Origin of the sequence: Porphyromonas gulae (genome assembly GCF_000765945.1) — a bacterium.
Lineage (GTDB): Bacteria > Bacteroidota > Bacteroidia > Bacteroidales > Porphyromonadaceae > Porphyromonas > Porphyromonas gulae.
The window spans coordinates 1-21160 of record NZ_JRAT01000010.1; the positions used below are offsets into that span (position 1 = coordinate 1).

General features: G+C 48.4%; 17 protein-coding genes, 4 tRNA genes, 1 pseudogene and 1 riboswitch. Of the genes and pseudogenes, 5 read left to right on the forward strand and 17 right to left on the reverse strand.

What is annotated here, in order from left to right:
* The 6 genes and pseudogenes from HQ49_RS10625 to HQ49_RS12570 all read right to left on the reverse strand — a co-directional run.
* Positions 1-200: pseudogene (locus HQ49_RS10625) on the reverse strand (IS5/IS1182 family transposase); the annotation flags it as partial.
* Between the two features lie 269 nt (positions 201-469).
* On the reverse strand, positions 470-3292 hold the full coding sequence (locus HQ49_RS03170; RefSeq protein ID WP_039418411.1) for a T9SS type A sorting domain-containing protein: 2823 nt from the start codon (positions 3290-3292) through the stop codon (positions 470-472).
* A 532-nt stretch (positions 3293-3824) separates the two neighbouring features.
* Positions 3825-4418 carry an indolepyruvate oxidoreductase subunit beta gene (locus HQ49_RS03175; RefSeq protein WP_004585221.1) on the reverse strand — a complete coding sequence of 198 codons (594 nt, stop codon included), beginning with the start codon at positions 4416-4418 and terminating at the stop codon, positions 3825-3827.
* A 26-nt stretch (positions 4419-4444) separates the two neighbouring features.
* On the reverse strand, positions 4445-6052 hold the full coding sequence (locus HQ49_RS03180) for a thiamine pyrophosphate-dependent enzyme (RefSeq protein ID WP_039418412.1): 1608 nt from the start codon (positions 6050-6052) through the stop codon (positions 4445-4447).
* Positions 6053-6128: 76 nt separating this feature from the next.
* Complete coding sequence (locus HQ49_RS03185) at positions 6129-6890, reverse strand: SDR family oxidoreductase (protein WP_018966036.1); 762 nt, start codon at positions 6888-6890, stop codon at positions 6129-6131.
* Positions 6891-7028: 138 nt separating this feature from the next.
* Positions 7029-7136, reverse strand: coding sequence for a DUF1661 domain-containing protein (locus HQ49_RS12570; protein WP_080637724.1), 108 nt, complete (start codon positions 7134-7136; stop codon positions 7029-7031).
* Here HQ49_RS12570 and HQ49_RS11840 point away from each other — a divergent pair.
* Positions 7105-7197: a DUF1661 domain-containing protein gene (locus HQ49_RS11840; RefSeq protein WP_160224164.1), complete on the forward strand. Its 93-nt coding sequence runs from the start codon at positions 7105-7107 to the stop codon at positions 7195-7197. The two genes, HQ49_RS12570 and HQ49_RS11840, sit on opposite strands and share 32 nt — an antisense overlap.
* A 112-nt stretch (positions 7198-7309) precedes the next feature.
* Here HQ49_RS11840 and HQ49_RS03190 read toward each other — a convergent pair whose 3' ends face one another.
* The 5 genes from HQ49_RS03190 to HQ49_RS03210 all read right to left on the reverse strand — a co-directional run bounded on the left by HQ49_RS03190 (position 7310) and on the right by HQ49_RS03210 (position 15059).
* Positions 7310-7609: a PG0541 family transporter-associated protein gene (locus HQ49_RS03190; protein ID WP_018966038.1), complete on the reverse strand. Its 300-nt coding sequence runs from the start codon at positions 7607-7609 to the stop codon at positions 7310-7312.
* A complete protein-coding gene (locus HQ49_RS03195; protein WP_039418414.1) occupies positions 7594-10743 on the reverse strand; it encodes an efflux RND transporter permease subunit in 3150 nt (1049 codons plus the stop codon). The genes HQ49_RS03190 and HQ49_RS03195 overlap by 16 nt, the downstream gene beginning before the upstream one ends.
* Positions 10740-11792 (reverse strand): efflux RND transporter periplasmic adaptor subunit, encoded by a 1053-nt coding sequence (locus HQ49_RS03200; RefSeq protein ID WP_039418485.1) that lies wholly within the window; start codon positions 11790-11792, stop codon positions 10740-10742. Before HQ49_RS03200 ends, HQ49_RS03195 begins: the two co-directional genes overlap by 4 nt.
* Positions 11793-11836: 44 nt before the next feature.
* On the reverse strand, positions 11837-13225 hold the full coding sequence (locus tag HQ49_RS03205) for a TolC family protein (protein ID WP_033317198.1): 1389 nt from the start codon (positions 13223-13225) through the stop codon (positions 11837-11839).
* Between the two features lie 373 nt (positions 13226-13598).
* Positions 13599-15059, reverse strand: coding sequence for an aminoacyl-histidine dipeptidase (locus HQ49_RS03210; RefSeq protein ID WP_039418416.1), 1461 nt, complete (start codon positions 15057-15059; stop codon positions 13599-13601).
* Between the two features lie 80 nt (positions 15060-15139).
* Here HQ49_RS03210 and HQ49_RS03215 point away from each other — a divergent pair, with 80 nt between their 5' ends.
* A complete protein-coding gene (locus tag HQ49_RS03215) occupies positions 15140-15355 on the forward strand; it encodes a hypothetical protein (RefSeq protein ID WP_039418418.1) in 216 nt (71 codons plus the stop codon).
* Positions 15356-15387: 32 nt separating this feature from the next.
* The gene (locus tag HQ49_RS03220; RefSeq protein WP_039418420.1) at positions 15388-16008 is read left to right on the forward strand and encodes an OmpH family outer membrane protein; all 621 of its coding nucleotides are present in this window, start codon (positions 15388-15390) and stop codon (positions 16006-16008) included.
* Between the two features lie 178 nt (positions 16009-16186).
* On the opposite strand, the gene HQ49_RS03225 is transcribed toward HQ49_RS03220, so the two are convergent.
* From HQ49_RS03225 to HQ49_RS12575, 6 genes are all read right to left on the reverse strand, one after another.
* Positions 16187-18670 carry a TonB-dependent receptor gene (locus HQ49_RS03225; protein WP_052073427.1) on the reverse strand — a complete coding sequence of 828 codons (2484 nt, stop codon included), beginning with the start codon at positions 18668-18670 and terminating at the stop codon, positions 16187-16189.
* Positions 18671-19095: 425 nt separating this feature from the next.
* A tRNA-Gly gene (locus HQ49_RS03235) sits at positions 19096-19168 on the reverse strand.
* A gap of 48 nt (positions 19169-19216) precedes the next feature.
* Positions 19217-19301: transfer RNA gene (locus tag HQ49_RS03240), tRNA-Leu, on the reverse strand.
* Between the two features lie 16 nt (positions 19302-19317).
* Positions 19318-19390: transfer RNA gene (locus HQ49_RS03245), tRNA-Gly, on the reverse strand.
* Positions 19391-19424: 34 nt separating this feature from the next.
* Positions 19425-19507 (reverse strand) — tRNA-Tyr (locus HQ49_RS03250).
* Positions 19508-19588: 81 nt separating this feature from the next.
* The gene (locus tag HQ49_RS12575; RefSeq protein WP_369684671.1) at positions 19589-19681 is read right to left on the reverse strand and encodes a DUF1661 domain-containing protein; all 93 of its coding nucleotides are present in this window, start codon (positions 19679-19681) and stop codon (positions 19589-19591) included.
* Here HQ49_RS12575 and HQ49_RS10635 point away from each other — a divergent pair.
* Both HQ49_RS10635 and HQ49_RS03260 read left to right on the forward strand, forming a co-directional pair.
* Complete coding sequence (locus HQ49_RS10635) at positions 19650-19856, forward strand: DUF1661 domain-containing protein (protein ID WP_039445520.1); 207 nt, start codon at positions 19650-19652, stop codon at positions 19854-19856. The two genes, HQ49_RS12575 and HQ49_RS10635, sit on opposite strands and share 32 nt — an antisense overlap.
* 37 nt (positions 19857-19893) lie before the next feature.
* Entirely contained in the window at positions 19894-20820 is a 927-nt protein-coding gene (locus HQ49_RS03260) for a PGN_0703 family putative restriction endonuclease (protein ID WP_039418427.1), read from the forward strand.
* A gap of 66 nt (positions 20821-20886) precedes the next feature.
* A riboswitch (cobalamin riboswitch) is annotated at positions 20887-21127 on the forward strand.
* The last annotated feature ends 33 nt before the right edge of the window (positions 21128-21160 follow it).

Consider the following 21160-nt stretch of genomic DNA (forward strand, 5'->3'; position numbering starts at 1 on the left):
AGAACCTTACGGACAATCTTTTTATGCAACTTGGCATCTGTAGGGTAGGTGATATTCTTCTCTTGAACGGTCGAATCAATAAAAGCAGTGTCATGATGATGCTCATCATCATCTTCGTTATTGACACGAATGCTTTCCTGAAAAATGAGCTCTATCCCCTTTTCACCAATGCGCTTGCGAAAGTGTACCAATTCAGAAGAGGCANCTATGAAGATAAGAAAACTTGCAGATTTAGCAAAGATATTCGCAAACTAATTTGCTGAATATCAGAGATTAAAAAGAATTTTAAGGGACGACTAAATAATTGATATTTGCTAAGTTACTCAAACTTAGTGAATGAATGAAGCCCTATCTTGTGAAAGTTGGGGTTTTGTTGTTGCATGAGGAATAAAAAAGGAGGCTGCGCCAAAAATGAATTTTGACACAGCCCCCTCATCGGTTTATGTATTCAAGTTAGAGAAATGGCTCTCTACTTCTTTACGATCTTTTGGTTGACGGGTCCGCTTGCCGTTTGCATAACGAGCATATAGGAGCCGGCTGTCAGCCCTTGAACACTGAATGTCACACCATTGCGGAGGTTGTTCCAAGAACGAACCAGTTTGCCATCCAATGAGTAGAGAGCGGCAGCGTGAACGATATGAGCATTCTTGATGCTGAAACGATCTGTTACAACAGATGGATATGCAACGACAGCATTGTTATTCTCAATCTGTACAACGCTATTCGGAATACCCGATCCCTTATATACCAGTTTTATTTCGTATTCATCGCTCTCTGTCCCATCTGTAACCGAATAAGTTGTGACAGATGGATCCTGTGTACCGATGAACGTTCCGTTCTTATAGATATATATGCCGACCAATTCGGGGAATGGAGCTACGTTCGTTCCCTTAGCATAGGGTTCCTGTACGAGCGACATGTCGATCTTCGGAGCATCGGTATTTACAACCAAATATTTGATAGCCATATAGCCCAAAAGCGAGGGTATTCCGTAGCCTTCGAAAGAAACTCCATTGTTATATGAAATCTTCTTACCGGTGATGGAGAACAAGTTATCCGGGTTTCTTACGTAACGGATAGCACGGTTGATCTTGTACTTATTGGGCATTCTGATACCGGCAAAAAGCATGTGGTCATTATTCACCGGGAATGGCCTATCCAAATCGATCCTCAACCATGTTCCAGGCTGCCAATCGGATGGAGTTGTCACCTTTTGTAATCTTCTGTTTGTGTTGCTCTTGAGGAAGAGGAAGAAAGTAGAGTCCGGAGCGGATGGCATTACATAGACAGCAGCGATAGCAGCCTTTTCCGGATATGTACCGGCCATAAACTTGTCTGCAATGACTACGCCAACGGGAGGATTGGGAGTTTGTGCTGCTGCGGCAGAGACATAGGGCACGTCGAAGGTTTTGAATATATGGTTGGGATTTTCTCCGAATCGGGAAACCAACTGGCTTAAGAAAGGAACTTTCCAGCTTAATGATACTCCTCCTTCGGGGAGAGGCGTTACGGTTGGCTTGAGTTTGGTCTGAATGTCTCCAATGGCAATGTCGGCAGAAGTCTTATCCGTGTCCTTATAAGCTTCGACTCCATCCAGGGGCGAGGGATAAATGAAGCGTGCACTTACTTCGTAGCGAATGATACCGCTACCGATAATGCTTTCATCGATTGGATCCGAATAGGACAATTCCTTTGTCGTAGCTATTTCGGTGCCATCTCGGAATATGTGATATTCGACCTGATAAGATGACGGATATTGATCAGCAGGAACAGCCGTCCAATCCAATTCGACATGATCGCCTTTAGACTGCAACAATAACTGGGGTACAGAAGGCAAAGGCTTATAGCCATCTCTGTATGTGCCGTTGAGAACCATTGTCTGTCCATTATTTTGGGGATCCAGATAGATGTCCATACGGCTTTTATCGCCCTCGGAAGCGTATTTATTCCAATGGCTGTTCATCCTTCCGTAGAACTCTGTCCCACCACAATTGCCGGCGCCCCCGGTCAGTGTACCGACCACGTGCTTATTCTGATTGAAGAGAGAAGAACCCGATGATCCTCCTTCTGTACCTCCTTGATCATATTTGAAATAGAAGTGATCGTTTGTGCCTCCAGATCCGCTGGGGGTGATCCATGTATTCAGGGTCGGAGCTTTCTTCAGGATAGAGATCTTCATAGCATCTCCAGCAGGATGATGAATGCCGGCTCCGCTTGAAGGGATTTCACTCGTGCTGTTCCAACCATTGTAGTAGACGCGATATCGCAGAGGTATTTGGTCGTTGAGTTGCAGCAGGAGACCATCGGATTTGCCTTTGATCGGAAGGAATGCCTTCATGGAAGCTCCGATGATACTGTTGCCACGGAAGATAGCCAATGTACCATTGCTGCATCCTCTTTTTTCATAGTGGAAAGTGAAGATCCACTTATTTAAATCGGATTGTGTTACACCGAAATTGGTCGTTAAGGAAGCACAGTGTCCGGCAGAAATGATCAGCGGGGTAAAGTCTCCCTTTGTATTATTGAGCAGGTTGCCCGAGCACATTGAGATATACGGTCCTTGTACCATAATCATTTGCACCACACCGTTCTTCTCGGTCTGCCAGTCTGCTCCTTCAGGACAATTGATGTTGATTTCGCAGTCCGAATCGGAGTCGTCCTCGCCGATCCCGTAATGTTCATCCGTCACGGGGCGTCCGCCGACTTTGTCGAATATATAGCCTGCGCCGGAGATCTTGATGTAAGGCAAAGCCCCTCCGCGAGGAACTTCGTAATCCATTATAAGTTCGCTTCCGAGTACCGGTTCGGTAGCAAACGCTTCGTTACGGCGATGAGTGGCATTCGTATATGCACCTAATACATTTTCGTGATCGGGCGTATAGATATAGAGGCGTCCACCCTCCGGAATATTGAACGCATCATAGTAGAGTGTAATAGCCTTAGCTCCGTCTAGTTTGAATTGCAGACGGTATACATCTGCTCCTCTGATCGAAGAGATGCGTGTGGCCTTGGATGCAAAGTCCACATCCACGGGTATTACCTGTCCTATCTGTACGGGACGTCCATCTCTTTGAGATTGCCAACGGCTCCGAGCTATCAGGTCTTCAGGATTGAAGTCCGGAGTAAGGCGAACTGTCATTGCATCGTCGAATGAATGCGTTCGTGCTGATTCTGAGGAGAAACTCAAAGGCTCTCCTCCGAAAGAAATTTGTGCAGAAGCAGTTAGCACCGTTGCTATTCCAACGAATGCTGACAACCCTAACTGCAGGAGAAATTTGTGAAACTTCTTCATTTTCTTGTTTGTGTTATGCTTATTCTCTGTTATTTTTCAGTCTGCAATGATACGACAAAAACAGTTTAAAGGCAAAACGCTATAATCCGATTTTTTCTTTGCTGCTTTATCTGTCATAAACGCCATGAATCTCCATAAAGTTTCGATCGCATCGACACCTAATATATATAAGAACAAATAGCAAGACAACCGTTTAATTGTCGGAATCAATGTTGCGGTATCGCAGAAAGACTGTCCCCAAAAGGAAGCCTGAGGACTTTATAGTATTATAGTATCAAGTGTGGAGGCTTATAGTATCGAGTGCAAAGACCTCGTCGTAGGAAGTCGCAAGAGAAGGCTCTGTCATCAAAAGACGAGAGATATTCCGCGAGAAACTGAGTCAAAAAGATAGAGGGTATGCTAAAATCGTTTGATCACGATTTTCACACACCCTCTTTCCTTATGCCCAAAGAGCATGATGCATCCTCTTCTTATTTCACTTGAATGGGTAAGGAAAAGTTCGGTAAAAAGGAGGGACTCCCTCTTCTAACCTTTATTTCCCTGCTGCGTATCGGAGGGCGAACTCTCGTCCCGCATTCAGTGCCTTGAGGTTCATATCCACCACCTCTTGTCCTTTGCGGCTGAAAATAGCTTCGATACCGCCTGCCAGATAGTCGAAAGGAATCTCGATAAAGGGAGAAGCGGCACCGAGCATCACGAAATTGGAAGCACGGACATTGCCTACCTCATCACGGGCGATGCTGTCCGCATCGATCAGAACGTGGTGGGGAAGAGATTCGATCTTGGAGATAACTGACGTAGTCTCGGGATAGTTCGGGATGTTGATAAACGGAACCGTATTGGTCACCACATAACCGTCAGGCTTCAAATAAGGAAGATAGCGCAATGCTTCCATCGGCTCCACGGAGAGGATAAGATCCGCTCCCCCGATAGGAATCAGGTCAGAGTAAATGGGTGCATCCGACAGGCGCAGGAAAGACTGTACGTCGCCACCTCGCTGGCTCATGCCGTGGGTTTCGGCCTGCTTCAAATACAAATTGTTGGTCAGAGCAGCCGAACCGATAGCTGCTGCAATGGACAAAATGCCTTGGCCTCCGACACCGGCCAAAATAATATCTGTTTTCATTTCTTTATTTCCTCCTACTTCAATGGTTATTCCTTGGCCTTTGCACGTTTGACAGCTTTGGCATCGCGAGCATGCTTTTGGATGCAGACGCGACGGGGAATGATGACGGATACACCCTCATAGTTGATTTCCTCCCGAATGATGCTGCATAGTTCGTCATGTTTCTTGGGTACGGGCAACAGCTCCTTGATGTGATCCGGATCCACTCCGATACCGCGACAGATGGCCTCTACCTTGCCGTATGCAGACGAATGCTGACCTCCGGTCATGGAGATTGATTCATTGTCGGAGATAATCACCGTAATGTTGCTATTCTCATTGACGGCATCAAGAAGACCCGTTATCCCGGAATGTGTGAAAGTAGAGTCGCCGATTACAGCCACAGCAGGGAACAGGCCGGCATCGGCAGCCCCTTTGGCCATCGTGATAGATGCCCCCATATCCACACAGGAATTGATGGCTTCATAAGGAGGCAAAGCACCAAGTGTATAGCATCCGATATCGGAGAAGACGCGTCCGTTGGGATATTCTGTAAGAACCTCGTTCAACGCATCGTACACATCGCGATGGCTACAGCCTTTGCACAAGGCAGGCGGGCGTGCTGCAACGAGATCGGGGATAGGTTCTCCCTCTACGACCGGTATATTGAAAGCTTTTGCCACATGATCCGGATTCAACTCTCCATCACGGGGCAATGTGCCATCGAGACGACCTTTGATCCGCTCCAAACCGGGGAAACCCTTCAGCAGCTGCTCCACTACAGGATAGCCTTCTTCCATGACTACGATGTCACCGCATTCGTTGAGCAATCGCTCCATCTGCTTGTGAGGAATAGGATATTGCGTCACCTTGAGGACAGGGTAAGGCACCTGAGCCTTGAAAGCCTCCATCAGGTAGTTGTATGCGATACCGCATGCCACTATACCCTTGGACTTATCAGCGGCATCGATATATTCGGTATAGGGCGAGTTCTCGGACTGCCGTACGAAATCGGTCTGCTTGTCGAGGAGGATTCTGTATCTTTTCTTGGCAATACCGGGAAGCAATACGTACTGGCGTTTGTCTTCCGGCAGGTGCAATCCGTTCTCCCCGATCGGCTCGGTCGGAACGACACCGGCACGAGAGTGAGCCAGACGAGTCGTAATACGCATCATGACGGGGGTACCCAAACGTTCGGAAAGGTCGAAGGCAAGGCGCGTCATGTCGTAAGCTTCCTGTTGGTTGGATGGCTCCATCACAGGAATCATGGCAAACTGTCCATACACGCGGGAGTCTTGTTCGTTCTGGGATGAGTGCATAGAGGGGTCGTCGGCAGCAACGATCACCATACCGCCGTTGGCACCCGTGATGGCAGCATTCATAAAGCAGTCTGCCGCTACGTTCATCCCCACATGCTTCATACATACGAGAGCGCGTTTGCCTGCGTAGGACATCCCGAGGGCCGATTCCATAGCGGTCTTTTCGTTTGCCGCCCATTCCCGATGGACATTTCTTTCCTTAGCCATCCGAGAGTTTTGGATATGCTCGGTGATTTCCGTAGAGGGAGTACCGGGATAGGCATATACACCGGATATGCCTGCATCCAAAGCAGCTTGGGCTATAGCTTCTACCCCCAACAACAATTGTTTTTGCATAATGATATTCCTTTTTATAATGTGATAACTATATCTATAACCAAACAAATACGACTATCGTTTGGTCGCTTTGTGATCAAATTTGCTTGAAAAAGTGTCCGCTGCCTGCTTGTGCCTTCGGCATCACTACCATATCGTTGATGCAGATATTGTCGGGCAGGTTTAGCACGGACGCTATGCATTCCGCTATGTCGCTTGCACAGAGAGGCGTGAAGCCCTTGTACACAGCATCGGCCTTGGCCTGATCATCATGGAAGCGCACCAGCGAAAACTCCGTCTCCACTGCTCCGGGGCAAATCTGTGTGACTTTGATGCCATAAGGAAGCATATCTATACGCATCGCCTTCGAAAGAGCATCTACGGCATGCTTCGTGGCACAATAGACATTGCCGTTGGAGTATACTTCCTTGCCGGCAATAGACCCGATATTGATGATATGTCCGCTGCCACGGGCTATCATACCCGGACTGATTGTGCGAGTTACGTAGAGGAGTCCTTTGATATTGGTGTCTATCATACGTTCCCAGTCTTCAATGTCACCGGACTGTATGGGGTCGAGTCCCGCTGCCAAACCGGCATTATTGACAAGGACAGAAACAGACTGCCAAGGATCAGGCAAATTGCCCAAATGGGTCTCCACTTCTTCACGACTGCGGACATCGAAAGAGAGCGGCAGTATTTCGATCGGGTATTCTGCTCTTATTTCATCGGTTATGCTTTGCAGCCGGTCGGAACGTCGTCCCGTGATGATAAGGTTATAGCCGAGCGAAGCCAGGCGGCGAGCCGAAGCTGCACCGATGCCGGAGGTGGCTCCGGTGATTAACGCGATAGGGTTCATTATTGTTTGTAAGGTTGTACCGAAAAGTCGTATTCGGATTTCGTTCCCCCAAAAGTACAAAAAAGAGAGCGTCTGATATGATTAAATTGTGTCCGATTTGTGGGAGAATCCTATGTCGGATAGAGCCTGCTGTCTACATCAAGGCGTTTCGAACCGGAAATGATCTGATTGCGGCGCGTAATTCCTGGAAAAGTGGCGCGAGAACTTTTTCGTTTTGGCGCGAGAATTTTTTACTTCCCGGACCAAAAGCGAAAAGTTCTCACGCCACGTTTTGTGGGACAGTAAGCGAGAAAATACCGGTGCGTAAATCAGCGAATGTGAGATGGGAGAGCATAATGAGACAATAAAAAAGGACTGCACCCAAACCTTATTGGATGCAGCCCCCGTATACTAAGAAGATGGAGGTCGAGAATCTCCGATCAGATTGTTTGCTCGATATTCCAAACAAAGGCGCGAAGTCCCTGATCCGGAGTGGCGGCGTCAAGGATACGCAGAGCGTCCATTATGGTTTTCACTTTCTCGGAAGGGCAAACGACCATGAGGGCACCATTGAGCGTAGGCCATGCGTGAGTACCCAAGTGAGGCTCACCCGTATCGCTACCGCAACCGCGGACAGTCTCCCAATAGGTATATCCTTTGAGATTGTGTCGGCTAAGCAATCGAATGATAATATCGTGATAGGCCTGATTATAGGTGATGAAAATCATTTTCTGTTCCATACTCTGCTTTTGTTTTCTTTTTTTGTATACTTCTTGGCCAGCAGTCTACGCTGTCTTCTCATACCGTTCGAGGCAAATACGGCATAAACAGTCGGGACGATAATGAGCGTAATCAGTGTGGATACGGACAGTCCCCATGCCACAGTAACCCCCATCGGCTGCCATAGTTCGGATCCTTCTCCGATTCCGATAGCCATAGGTACCATACCCAATATGGTAGTCAGGGTAGTCATAAGCACGGGACGCAAACGTGAGCGGCCGGCTTGTACTACGGCAGAGAGAATGCCCATACCGCGCTCTCGACAGAGGCGGGTGTAATCGATGAGCACAATACCGTTCTTGACCACGATACCCATGAGCATAATCAGACCGATAAAGGACATAGCGCTGAAAGTGGTATTGGTAATGATAAGACCGGCTATGACTCCCGTGAAAGCAAAGGGTATGGAAAACATGATCACGAAAGGATCGACGAGGCTCTCGAACTGTGCCGCCATGACGATAAAGACGAGTATGACGATCAGCAGCATGAGGGTACTCAAGTCCGCAAATGTCTTCTGTTGGTCCTCGTATGTACCGCTGATTTTGTAGTCCACTTCGTCGGGAATCTCCAGCTGTGCAATTTTTTCTTTAGCCACTTCGACCAAATCGCTCAATGCAGCTCCTTTGACAGCCGTGGAAGCTACGGTAACGACACGCTGACGATCCTTGCGCTCAATGGTAGGAGGAGTGTACAATTCTTCTATGCTGCCCAGTTCTCCCAGGCGAATACCTCTGCCCTGAGGCGTATAGATGAGGATGTTTTCTAAATCCCTCAATGATCGTCGGAACTCAGGTGCCAGGCGCACGCGAATATCGTACTCGTCGCCTTCTTCACGATAGGTAGATGCCACACTGCCATTGACACGGTTGCGCAGGAACATGGCAGCCGTGGTGCTGTTCAATCCGTTTTCGGCCAATTTGGTACGATCAAATACGAATTGATACTCCGGTACGTAGTCTTTTCGGCTGATTGTCGCTTGGGCACATCTGCCGTCCTCTTTCATCAGACGACTGAATCTCTCTGCCAGATCGCCCGTTTTATTGAAGTCATAGCCGTATATATCCAGATTTACTGTAGGTTGTCCGCCCATACCGCCGCCGCTTCCGCCCGGAGTGACCTTATAATTGTCAATCTCAGGATAATCGGCCAGCATGGTGCGCATCTGGTCGGCCACTTCATTCATGGAGCGTTTTCTCTCATCGCGTCCGGTAAGACCGATATGGAAAGTGATGATATTCGTGCCATTGTCCTGCATGGCGGCAAACATGCTGGATGCTTCGGCCTGACCGACACTAAAGCTCGTCCTGTCGATTTCAGGTATTTCGTTCTCCCATCTGTCGATCATACGAAGAGCAAAAGCGCGTGGCAGATTGACTCCTGTGCCTACCGGATATTCTGCCTGAATCTGGATATAGCCGTTGTCGGACTGAGGGAAGAATTCCGTTTTGAGCAGTGGCGTCATCATCAGACTTGCTGCAAAAATGATAAAAGCACTGACTAACGTAACGGCTCTGTGTCTCACTGTCCAATTCAAGAAACGCTCATATACTCGATCTACCGAATCGAGAAAGCGTTCGATCGGAGCAAAGAGCTTTTGTTGCAGCCGCCCTTGTTTTTTGTCGCGCTGAAGCAACTGCGAACAGAGCATCGGCGTCAGACTGAGAGCAGCTACCGTAGAGATAATCATGATGATACTCACGATCCAACCCAACTGACGGAATAGGATACCCGTAAGCCCCTGAATCATCGTCAGTGGGAGGAATACGGCCAGCATCGTCAGTGTGGAAGCTATGACGGAGATCCCCACTTCGTTCGTGCCATGTATGGCTGCCTGCTTGGGATAGCTGCCCCGTTCTATGTGGGTTGTTACATTTTCGAGTACCACAATGGCATCGTCCACCACCATACCGATAGCGATAGAGAGGGAGCTGAGAGAAATGATATTCAACGTATTGCCTGTAGCCATCAGGTAGATAAAGGAGGCAACCAGTGAAATAGGGATCGTCAAACCGATGATAAATGTGGCACGCCATCGTCCGAGGAAGAACAGAACCACAAGGATAACGATCACGAACGTAATAGCAATCGTATCGCGCAGACTATTGATCGTATTGACGATGTTGTCCGAAGTATCGAAAATGGTGCCCAGCTTCACGTCCGAAGGGAGCGAAGCCTGTATCTCGGGTAGAGCATCATAGACCGCACGGGAGATAGCCACCGAATTGGCTCCGGACTGCTTGTTGATCATGATCATAGCCCCACGCACATTGTTGTTGTAGCTCTCCTGTTCGTTTTCGGCATGTGTATCCTCCACACGAGCCACATCGCTCAGATAGACGTTGCGACCACCCATGCTGGCTACTACGATTTGGTTCAGCTGGCGTACATCGGCAAACTCACCCTGTACGCGGATCGAACTCGTCTTATTGCCCAAATCGATCAGACCGGCCGGCACATTCTTGTTCTCGGCCGATATGATTTGGCTCACAGCCTCCACGGTCAGGTTGTATGCTTCCAGTTTCGCCGGATCGCAGTACACCTGTATTTCGCGCTTCACAGTACCCATAATGCTCACCGCACCTACACCATCGAGGCGTGCCAGAGCATTCGTGACCTTGTCTTCGAGGATCTTCGACAGGGCCATCGTACTCTCTTTGGCCTGCACGGATAGCATGGTGATGGGAATATCATCGGTGCCGAACTTGAAGATCATCGGTTTGTTCACATCATCGGGCAGGAAGTTGGAGACGGCATCGAGCTTGTCGCGCACATCATTGGTAGCCACTTCGATGTCCACACCTTCATTGAACTGGAGCGTGATGACGGAGGCATTCTCCCGACTCTTCGAAGTAATGTGCTTGAGATTGCTGACCCCGTTGAGCGTATTCTCCAAGACCTTCGTAACGTTGTTCTCTATGTCCGATGCACTGGCTCCGGCATAGGAGGTCACGACCATGATATTACTCGTCTCGATCTTGGGATACAAGTCTATGGAAAGACGACTCAGTGAGAATAGCCCGAAAATAGCTATCGCCACGAATATCAATATGGTTGTGACCGGCTTTTTTACAGCCGATTCGTATATACTCATAGTTTGCTCTGTTCTTTAATTCTGACGGACTGACCATCCATGAGGTTGTTCATACCGGCCGTAACCACTGTCTCTCCCACATTGAGACCTTCGATGATCTCATAGCTATCGTTTTGTCTGGCTCCGACCTTCACCATGCGGCGGACAGCCTTTCCTTTTTCCACTACAAACACATAGAATTCACCACTGCCTACCTGTTTTACTACGGCCAAATCCTCCACCATAATGGCTGACTTCTGGCCGAAATCGAGATTTACTCGGGCATACATACCCGGCCGAAGCTGTTGATCTCTGTTGGCAATCTGTATCTCCACGCCGATCGTATGCGTAGAAGCATCCACGGCGGGATAGACCAGGGAGATCTTGCCTTCGAAGATTTGTCCTTGAAGGGCATCTACCGTAATAGTGGCAGGCATACCCTTTTTCAGGCGAGAGAAATACTGTTCGGAGACATCGATGCGGAGCTTTACGGGGGCTATCTGTTCTACCACATATATAGGTCTTGTGGGAGAAGCCATATCGCCGCTATCATAATTGCGTGCGGTAATCACACCCGATATAGGGCTTCGGAGCACGGTGTTCTCCAGCAGATTGTTGTATGTAGTTTCGGCTACGTCGAGCTGCGTCTTGAGTGCATCCCACTGCTGTTTGGCTATGCCGCCTATTTTGTACAGCTCATCCATACGTTGGAAGTTGGTGCGCGTATTCTCCAGCTGTACTTTGGCTTGGGTCAGTTGGCTCCGGTCCAGTTCGGCGAGCACCTGTCCGCGTCCCACTCTATCACCTACTTCGGCCGTAAGGCGTACGATCCTATTGCCCATCTGAGGGGTAATGTTGTTGGTCACTTCGGCCCGGACGGTGGCTGTGAAGCTCAGTATTTCATTCAGCGTGTCGGTCTTCACTATAGTTGTTTCCACCAATTTGGCTGCCATAGATGCCGAATCTGCAGCAGACGGCCGGCTCTCTTTCTTGCCATTGCAGCCCGTGAGAGTAAGAAATGGCAGGATTATGAGGAGGATAGCCCTGCCCAGTGTTTTCGATCTTTTCATATTTATCATACAGGTGTATTTTGTTACTATTTACTTTTTAATGCTCATTGTTCGGGAATCCCCATTCCGTTCATCTTGTCCAGTTCGGCCTTTGCAATCATGAAGTCAAATATGGCCTGATTATAATTGAGCCGAGCCTGCAAAAGAGCCACATCGGCATCGTTGAGTTCGACGAGAGTGCCTTCGCCGGTCTGATAGCGTTTCTCTGCTATCTGATAGCCCTTTTCTGCGCTTCGGACAGCCTCTTCCGAGGCTACAAATCTCTGCATACAGGTACGCAGACGGTCATTTTGATTCTTGATTCCCATTCGGATGGATTGCTCTATGTGGCGTCGTTGCAGATCGATCTGACGGATCGACAAGGCACTCTGCTTCACGTTGTACAGACGTTTGCCTCCATTGAAAATAGGGATATTCAGGCTGAGCGATATGGTGGAGAAAGGCGTCCAGCGTTGTCCTTCGCCCCAGAATTTGAAGTCGTTGCTGTTGAGCGAATAGGTGTATTGCCCTCCCAGATTGAGTGTAGGCAGGAAGCTGTACTTATTCAGCTTGTCCGCACTGACAGCCAGACGACGCTGTATGTCGAGCTGACGTAGGGAGGAGTTGTTGGAAATAAGCGTATCGGCAGCAAAATAGCCGGTATAAACCTGTTCTTTATAGTTGGACAATGAGCCTGAGAGTCTGATCGGAGTCTCCACTTCCATACTCATCAGTACCTTGAGCTGCCAGAGAGCAAGGGCTACGGAATTCTGCGCTTGCAGGAGGTTAGGCTCGATGTTGCGTACCTGTACATTGGCGCGAATCTTGTCATACTCGGCCACAAGTCCACGGTCGAATTTGTCGGATATGTTCTTATAATTGGCCAAAGCATTGTCATAGCTGCGCTTGAATACGCTATAAGAGTCCTCAGCCAACAGCACACCGAGATAAGCCTTCTTTACCTCTGCTACCAAATCGATTCGGGAGCTGCGAGCTTTCTCCAGAGCCAGATCGAGTTGTTCACCCGTCATGGCTATGCTTTTCCAAAGCTGTGCCGATACCAAAGGCATGGAGACATTCAGACTTCCTTGCGTATTGTGTGTACGCCCCACTTCGATACCATCGCCACTACTGAAGCCGGGCATATCTATATATAAGACCTGCTTCTTCAGCGTATAGCTGTAAACGCCATTGAGGTCTACTTTCGGAAGGAGATCGGCACGTGCTGCTCTGCGTGCATATTCCTGTTTGCGTACATCCATATCGGCCACTTTCACTGTGGCATTCTCACTGAGAGCGATCCGAAGCACATCGGCTTCGGAGAGTACAATGGTATCCGTATCGTACAATACCGTCTTTTCGGAGGCGTTTTGTGCTACAGTCCGATTCATCGATACAAACCAAAGTACCAACCCTACGAAGATGTAGGGCCAATGATTTGAAAACCTGTTCATAGATGCTTGTCTATATTCATCGTTTGGTATGCTATCCATCTGCCTGCAAAGAGAAGTAAATCGGCTCTACATGCTGCCCACCCTATAGGCTTTATGCGGTTTCCCTTTTCATTCTGAGATAGAAAACGGGCAAACAGACCAATACAAAGAAACGATAAAAAGGTCGAACTACAGTATACAATTCAGTCTTTTTTATATGTCAATAGTACATTGTCGTCCCACAAGTTCCACCTACATACTGATAAAATAATATGTATGCCTTTCTTATGGTTGTCCTATAATATGAAAAGGGTGTGCCAAAATCGTCTCTTTTAGATTGCGATTTCAACACACCCTTCTGGGTTATTCTCCGGAGGAAAAATTCCGGCTTGTTTTATTTGGCTGCGGGGATATGTTTCAGTATATCGACCAAGTGATCCCACCAAAGTTGAACCGTCTTGATTTCGATCTTCTCTACGGGAGAGTGTACATCTCGGAGAGTAGGGCCGAATGAAACCATATCGAGGTAGGGGTACTTATCCAGGAAGAGACCACATTCCAAACCTGCGTGGATTGCTTTTACAGCAGGCTTGCGGCCGAAAACGCGCTCGTATGATTCGGATGCCGCTTTCAAAATCGGCGAATCGGGATTGGGTTTCCAGCCGGGGTACGGATCGCGGAAGCTGATTTTAGAACCGGCAAGTTCGAATACGGATGCCACTGTATTGGCTATATCGCTGATAAGAGATGATGTCGAGCTTCTTTGGCTGGTCTCCACATAGATCTTATCATCTTCTTTCATCTTTACAGAAGCCAAGTTTGAAGACGTTTCTACCAAACCTTCGATATCATGGCTCATGCCATAAACACCGTGAGGGCAAGCATATAGAGCGCGAACAAGACGACGCTTCGTGTCACAATCGATACGGTATGCAGGCTTTTCTACCGATTTCATTTCGAGCTTCACACCCGGATCTACACGCTTGAGTTCGTCCTCCACTGCAGCAGCAAGTTCGTTCAGGATAACTCGTGCGCGCTCTTTCTGATCAGCCTTCAGTCCGATAACAGCATGAGCTTCGCGCGGAATGGCATTGTGCAGGTTTCCTCCTTGGAAAGAACACAGCTTCCAATCCAATTCGCGCTCAAGAGCATAGAGATAGCGAGTCAGAATCTTGTTGGCATTGCCGAGGCCGATGTGAATCTCACCGCCGGAATGACCGCCTTTGAGGCCGCTGACTTTTACCTCGAAGTAGAGATAGTCATCAGTCGTTTCACGTTTTTCGTACGCAAATTCGGCCATGGTTCCCATACCTCCGGCACATCCGATGAAGAGTTCGCCCTCATCTTCGCTGTCGAGGTTGAGCAGGATCTTTCCATTGAAAAATCCGGGCTTTAGGTTCATGGCACCGGTCATACCCGTCTCTTCGTCCATCGTGAAGAGGCATTCGATCGGGCCGTGCTCTATATCGTCGGAGTCCAAAATGGCCAATTCGGCAGCACAACCGATACCGTTGTCGGCACCAAGTGTAGTACCATCAGCGCGTAGCCATTCTCCATCGATAATCGTGCGGATGGGGTCGTTCTCGAAGTCATGAATCTTGTCGGCATTCTTCTCGCACACCATATCCATATGGCTCTGAAGGATGACCGTTTCGAGGTGTTCGTATCCGGGTGTTGCCGGCTTCTCAATTACGAGATTGCCTACCTCGTCTGTACGATATTTGAGGTTGCGATCTTCTGCAAATTTCACAAGGTAAGCCAGGATCTTCTCTTCTTTCTTGGAAGGACGTGGCACTTGAGTGATTTCGTGGAAAAACTTCCACACTTTAGTGGGTTTGAGATCTGTAATGTTCATTGTTATTACTATGAGTTATTAGATGTGCTTCTCTGTGGGTAAGAAAGTCTTACCTTTGTATTCCGCAAATATAGCAATAAATGACTACAATTCTTTTGGCTTCTCTCTTGTTGGTAGGACTGGCTTTTGTCCTGTTGGGCATACGTGTGTTTTTCCGTCGTGGCGGGAAGTTTCCCGGTACCCATGTAGGCAGCAACAAGGCAATGCAAGACAGAGGGATCGGCTGCCATACGGCACAGCACTTCGAAGCCCAACATCACCGCAATCTCGAAGATCGAATCAAGGAACTCGAATAATAACGAAACAAAAAAACATATCCCATTCACAAATGAAACAGATCCATTATGTCATCGAGGCTGTACTGGCCGTTGCCATTATCATCCTCTTCATTATGATGCCGCGTTCGTCCGCATCAAAAGCCAAGACAACGAATCCTAAGGCAGAACAAGCTGCCGCTACTCTGCCTATTGCTTTCGTAAGGATGGACAGCTTGGCCTCGCAATACGAATACTATCGCGACATCAACAAACAGCTTGCAGCTGAAGCAGAGCAGAACCAAAGGATTTTGGCAACCAAGATGACTGCCATGCAGAAAGCTGCAGAAGACTTTCAGCGCCGCTTGCGTATAAATGCATTCACCAGCGAAGATGCTGCCCGAGCAGAACAGGAGAAAATTCTGAAGATGCAAGAAGAAGGCCAAAGGTTAGAACTCAGCATGACGCAAACTCTGGCCAACAAACAGGCGGAAGCCAATGATAAAATGTATCGCATAGTACGCGAACAAGTGAGCGAAATGAATAAGGATGGTAAATACCGCTATATACTTACCAACGTAGGTCTTGAAAACTTGCTGTATGCAGACAGCACGCTGGACATCACCGACGATGTGGTGAAATTCCTAAACGATCACTATCGCAAAGAGATCAAGGGCAAAACCACAGCAGAATAAAGAGAGAAAATCCTCTTGTTGCGCCATCATTGGAGCTGCGCCGAAATGGAAGTTTCGGCGCAGCTCTTTTTGTTTTTGATCAGAAAGATATTCCGATTTCTGTCGAATCCTCGTTAGAAAGCTCCCTATACGATCGGCCAATTATCGGGCAGAGCATCCATCAGTGTGTATGGAACCTTCAGAATTCGACGAGGAGACGCAGATTGAACTGGCGGCGTGTCAGGTAGTTCGGTACGGCGTATTGCTGTTGGTAGGCATCCGACACCCAGTAGTAAGAATTGACGTTGGTCATGTCGAACAGATTGAAGAGGTCGGCTCCTATGTAGGCCCCTTTTACTCCTGTTAGCCATTTGCTCCGGCGAGCAAAGGAGTCGTCCGGATCGAGCCATTTGTACATTACCCCCAAATCGACGCGCTTATAGGCCGGTGCGGTAAAGGCCGGTGAGCTAAGTCCTTTGCTCGGATTGAGCTGTGGCAATCCTCCGCTCAGTGCAGCTCGCAGGGTAGCTGTGATGCGTTTGTTGCCCGGCACGTACTCCTGAAGGAAGAAGGAGAAGTTGTAAGCAGGGGCATTCATCAGAGGTAGCGAACCGTAGCCATCCAGTTTCTGACGGGCTTTGATAATGGAAGCCGTCAGCCACGAGTCCACTCCGGGTACCAGTTCGCCGAATAGCTTCAGATCGATACCCGCAGCAGAACCCGAACCGATGTTTTCGCCCAGATAGCGGATCTTCACGTTCTCTATTATATAGGGGTTGATGTTGAATAGACTCTTGTAGTAAGCCTCTGCCGTAAACTTGTACTTACGCCCACCCATTTCGAAAGTATAGTCCGCCCCTGCGAGAATGTGAAAAGCTCCCTGAGAGCGAATCTTCTCGTTGAGGACAACCACGTTATTGCCTTCGGCATCCTTATGTGTCTGCCTTAGCTCTTTGTAGAACGGTGCCTGATAATAAAGTCCGGCAGCTGCACGCAGTACCAAAGCCGGGTTGCTTTCGGGAGAATAACCCATGCTGATACGTGGGCTGACGAGCAATTCCTTGTTGAAGCTCCACCACGAAGCTCTGATACCCGGAATGAGAGAAAATGTACCTCCTCCCATGCTGAAGTTGAACCGATCCTGTACGAATGCCGACAGACGCGTTCCCTTCATCTCCGTATCGGCAAATAGATTGTTGTACATCAGCAATACGCTCTCCGAGTGGGGTAGGTTGTACCCTACCGAATCCCTCCGCTCCCATTCGCTGATATGGTCGGCTATTTTCTCCATCTGTGCCGATACGCCCGCTTGCAGGCGGTGCTTCTCGCTCAGCTTTATCTCCCCTCTGTAACCCATGTTCAGCACGCGGTAGTTCAGTCTGTTGCGCGCATGCTCGTGATTGCGCCCGATGCCCAGGCCGTTAGAGCTCTCCGAGTCCGAAGCTGTCGAAGCAGTTCCATCCGCCCCCAGCTGCACATCGTTCAGGAAGTATTCTCCCAGAATATCGTAGGTCTCTCGTTCGCTACTGTTGAAGGCAGAGAGTGTAATCGTATGTCGTTGCTTCTCATTTGGTACGAGGTTCATGCTGAACGCTCCGAAGTAGGTGAGGAAACGATCCTGTTCCTGCCCGTCGAAAAATATCTTCAGCTTTTTGGCATCGCTCAGTGTGCCGAAGCTCGTCTCGCGTGTCTGGGGGATAAATTTGTAGCGTGTTTGCGAGATGTTGCCGAGGAAACTGACCGATAGATTGGGATTGAAGCGGTACGTCATGAATGTCTGTCCGTCCGCGTAGATCGGATCGTATTCGGCTTTCGTGTCAGTAGTGCCCAAGAGCGATTTGGCACTCTTGTAGCGTACGCCCGTGATCTGGCTGAAAGCTCCGGCACTGCTGCCATAGTAGGCACTCGATTGAAGCATGCCGAGGAGTACTGCCCCCTCTCTCTCCTGGGGCTGCTTGTAGCGAATGTCCAGTACGGAGGACATCTTGTCGCCATAGTCGGCCGTGAATCCACCGGCGGAGAACTGTACGGACTGTGTCATATCCGGATTGACGAAGCTCAAGCCTTCCTGCTGCGCCGAACGAACCAGCAGCGGGCGATAGACTTCCACTCCGTTCACGTACACCATATTCTCATCGTAGCTTCCTCCGCGAACCGAGTATTGCGAGCTTAGCTCATTGTTCTGCGTTACTCCCGCATAGGTGCTGATGAGCGATTCCACACCTCCCGTAGGCCCCGCATTGACGCGAATGTCACGGGTATTGACGCGCTCCATCGTGTTGAGCCTGCGTTTTGTGGCCTGTACCGTCACGCTCGAAAGCTCCATTTCGGCCTCTGCCAGACGGACGTTCAGCCGAGTGTCCTTGGTCAGGGACGGAAGGCTGCGGCTTACCCCCTGATAGCCCATGGAGCTGAACTCGATGGTGACGCTGTCCGTCATGGCCTTCATCCGAAACTCATAGTACCCTTTCAGATTCGTCGTTGCACCAGTTCCCGTGCCACGTACTTTGACGCCGGCGAAGGGGATCGGCTTGTCCCCACGGTCGAGGACATAGCCCGACACTCTGACGCTCTGCGCCATAGCTGCCTGGATGCACACCAGACAGGATAGCAGGATGAATGACAATCTGTATATACCGTTGGACTTCATATGCTTGTTCTTTCGGGGAATGACTTCCTTCATGATCTATTAACGTATCGGGTGGGGAAAATCGTTTGTCCCTCCCTCTTCTTTGCCGCCAAATGGAATCAAAATTCCATCGGAGCAAAAGTAATACCTAAAGCGCTTCGAAACCAACGATCCCCGAAAAACCTCAGTCCGCATGTCATAATGACACAGGATAAAAGGCTTGATAAAGAAGTTTTTGGATTGATCCCAAGAGAAGCCCTCGGGGCGATATGTGTCTCTGCCGACAATTTCGGAAAGGAACGCTTTCGGTGCCCGACTCTCTACGAATACGATATACGATAGACGCAAAAGAATCTACCCAAAGGCAAATAGAAAAATAGGTGGGGGAAGAAAATGTGAGGGGAAAAGGAGATGAATCGACTTTGGGGGAAATTACAAAACCTGTAGTTTTAGATGCTCCCTTATCGCTTTCGAAGTTGAGCGGAAGACGGGACTCGAACCCGCGACCCTAACCTTGGCAAGGTTATGCTCTACCAACTGAGCTACTTCCGCAGTCTATCCCGAAATAGTACTTCGGCAGAAAAAGAAAACGAAACCACGTACCCGGAGCGGGACTTGAACCCGCACAGCCGATAATGGCCAAAGGATTTTAAGTCCTTCGTGTCTACCATTCCACCATCCGGGCCCCTGATTTCAATAAGAGCGGAAGACGGGGCTCAAACCCGCGACCCTCAGCTTGGAAGGCTGATGCTCTATCGACTGAGCTACTTCCGCGACCTTAACGCTTGTTTTTGCAAAAAGCGAAGAGTGGGCAGTGATGGATTCGAACCACCGAAGGCGTAAGCCAGCTGAGTTACAGTCAGCCCCATTTGGCCACTCTGGTAACTGCCCATTGCTCTTTTGCGATTGCAAAGGTAGAAACAAAATCCAATTACGCAATAGTTCGCTCGGCAATTTTTTTCTGCCGCCTCTTCACGAACCACAAAAACGTCGTCTATCGAGCCAAAAAACGTGGCTCGAGAATTTTTTCGCTTTGGCGCGAGAACTGAAAAATTTACGCGCCACAACGAAAAACTTTTGGCGCGAGTTTTCGCCAAAACACGAACCGCAATTCGGCCGTTTCCGGCTCGAGAAAAAATATTCCGATTTCGCGTGGAATGAGCAAAAGATGTATCTCTACTATCTAATGACATCAAAAGAATTTTTGGTTGATAATCAACTATTATTTATAGCTTTATAGAGAAATCCTTTAAGTAACTTATTAAATATCAAGATTTATGAGTAGAAACTACCAAGCCAAACAACAGGAACGTCAAAAAAAATTGCGATTAGAATATTTGAAAATGAAAGGAGATAGGCACATCCTCGATGATGGCTGGGATAATATATTTGAGCCTATCAGAAAGTGCGTTGTAGAAAGCAGGATAAAGTGGTGGCGAGGGGAAATACCAACAGGGAGTATGTGCTCCTCACAGGTGGCTTGTATCAATCACCTTTTTTCTTTTCGAGATAATAAAGATGCCGTATTGGCTATTCTCAATGCTCTGCCAGGCTACGAGGGAAAATTTGAAGAAGTAGAGAAATATAAAGGACATCACATTTCTTTTGAAGAGGAGAGCGACTATGCGCGCAAAAGAATGGGGGAAGATCCCCAGCATCCAACCCAGATAGACGCTCTCATTCTTGCAAAAGATACGGATGGCAAACGCTGGATTATCCCTGTCGAATGGAAATACACTGAAAGCTATGGGCCAAAGTCTTTGTACAAAGAAGAGAGGGGTAATCGGTATAATGGATTGATATCCACGATAGGCTGCTTCAAGGAGGATAAAATAAAAGTAGAGGATCTTAAGAACTCTCTATTTTATATCAACCCATTTCATCAAATGATGAGACAAACCCTTTGGGCAAAACTTCTTACGAGTGATGAATGTACTGAGAAGGAACTAAAAGCAGATAAATATCTACATGTATTAGTGGTTCCTGATGTGAATGAACGACTTTATAAGCCCGAAAGGAGAGATAAAACGCTTAACCGATTGCACGACCTTGAACGATGGGAGAAAGAATATCTTGCTGACCCCTTACTATTTATCCGCATTGACCCCCAAAAACTTTTCGAGAATGTTCTCGATCAATTAGGGGAGAGGGAGCTGAAAGAATATTTATCTAAGAGATACTGGGGCGATAACGAATATAAGTAGGATGTGTCTTATTTGGGCAAGAAGCAGATTGTGCAATGCCTAACGTTTATATAAAAGCTATACTTTTGCGCTTGAAAAGACTGAAGTAACCGCTTTTCTTCTTGAAAGCGGTGCAAGGGAATCCGGTGCAATTCCGGAGCTGAGCCCTCAGCTGTAATGCTTCGAAGTCACTTCTCCGAATGAGGAGCGATAGGGTGGATGGTCAATCGCGATGGTCACTGTAGTAAAGGGTAGCCCGCTATGGGAAGGCCGACCAAGACCCGATAAGGAGCTGAGCCAGAAGACCTGCTTGAGTAGATTTGTTCTAATAGAACTCCAGGGATTGAGGAGCGTTTAGAAA

Excerpts from the sequence above, each read along its gene's own strand:
- HQ49_RS03170 (WP_039418411.1), bottom strand. The coding sequence starts at position 3,292 with ATGAAGAAGTTTCACAAATTTCTCCTGCAGTTAGGGTTGTCAGCATTC.
- HQ49_RS03175 (WP_004585221.1), bottom strand. The coding sequence starts at position 4,418 with ATGAAAACAGATATTATTTTGGCCGGTGTCGGAGGCCAAGGCATTTTG.
- HQ49_RS03180 (WP_039418412.1), bottom strand. The coding sequence starts at position 6,052 with ATGCAAAAACAATTGTTGTTGGGGGTAGAAGCTATAGCCCAAGCTGCT.
- HQ49_RS03185 (WP_018966036.1), bottom strand. The coding sequence starts at position 6,890 with ATGAACCCTATCGCGTTAATCACCGGAGCCACCTCCGGCATCGGTGCA.
- HQ49_RS03190 (WP_018966038.1), bottom strand. The coding sequence starts at position 7,609 with ATGGAACAGAAAATGATTTTCATCACCTATAATCAGGCCTATCACGAT.
- HQ49_RS03195 (WP_039418414.1), bottom strand. The coding sequence starts at position 10,743 with ATGAGTATATACGAATCGGCTGTAAAAAAGCCGGTCACAACCATATTG.
- HQ49_RS03200 (WP_039418485.1), bottom strand. The coding sequence starts at position 11,792 with ATGAAAAGATCGAAAACACTGGGCAGGGCTATCCTCCTCATAATCCTG.
- HQ49_RS03205 (WP_033317198.1), bottom strand. The coding sequence starts at position 13,225 with ATGAACAGGTTTTCAAATCATTGGCCCTACATCTTCGTAGGGTTGGTA.
- HQ49_RS03210 (WP_039418416.1), bottom strand. The coding sequence starts at position 15,059 with ATGAACATTACAGATCTCAAACCCACTAAAGTGTGGAAGTTTTTCCAC.
- HQ49_RS03215 (WP_039418418.1), top strand. The coding sequence starts at position 15,140 with ATGACTACAATTCTTTTGGCTTCTCTCTTGTTGGTAGGACTGGCTTTT.
- HQ49_RS03220 (WP_039418420.1), top strand. The coding sequence starts at position 15,388 with ATGAAACAGATCCATTATGTCATCGAGGCTGTACTGGCCGTTGCCATT.
- HQ49_RS03225 (WP_052073427.1), bottom strand. The coding sequence starts at position 18,670 with ATGAAGGAAGTCATTCCCCGAAAGAACAAGCATATGAAGTCCAACGGT.
- HQ49_RS03260 (WP_039418427.1), top strand. The coding sequence starts at position 19,894 with ATGAGTAGAAACTACCAAGCCAAACAACAGGAACGTCAAAAAAAATTG.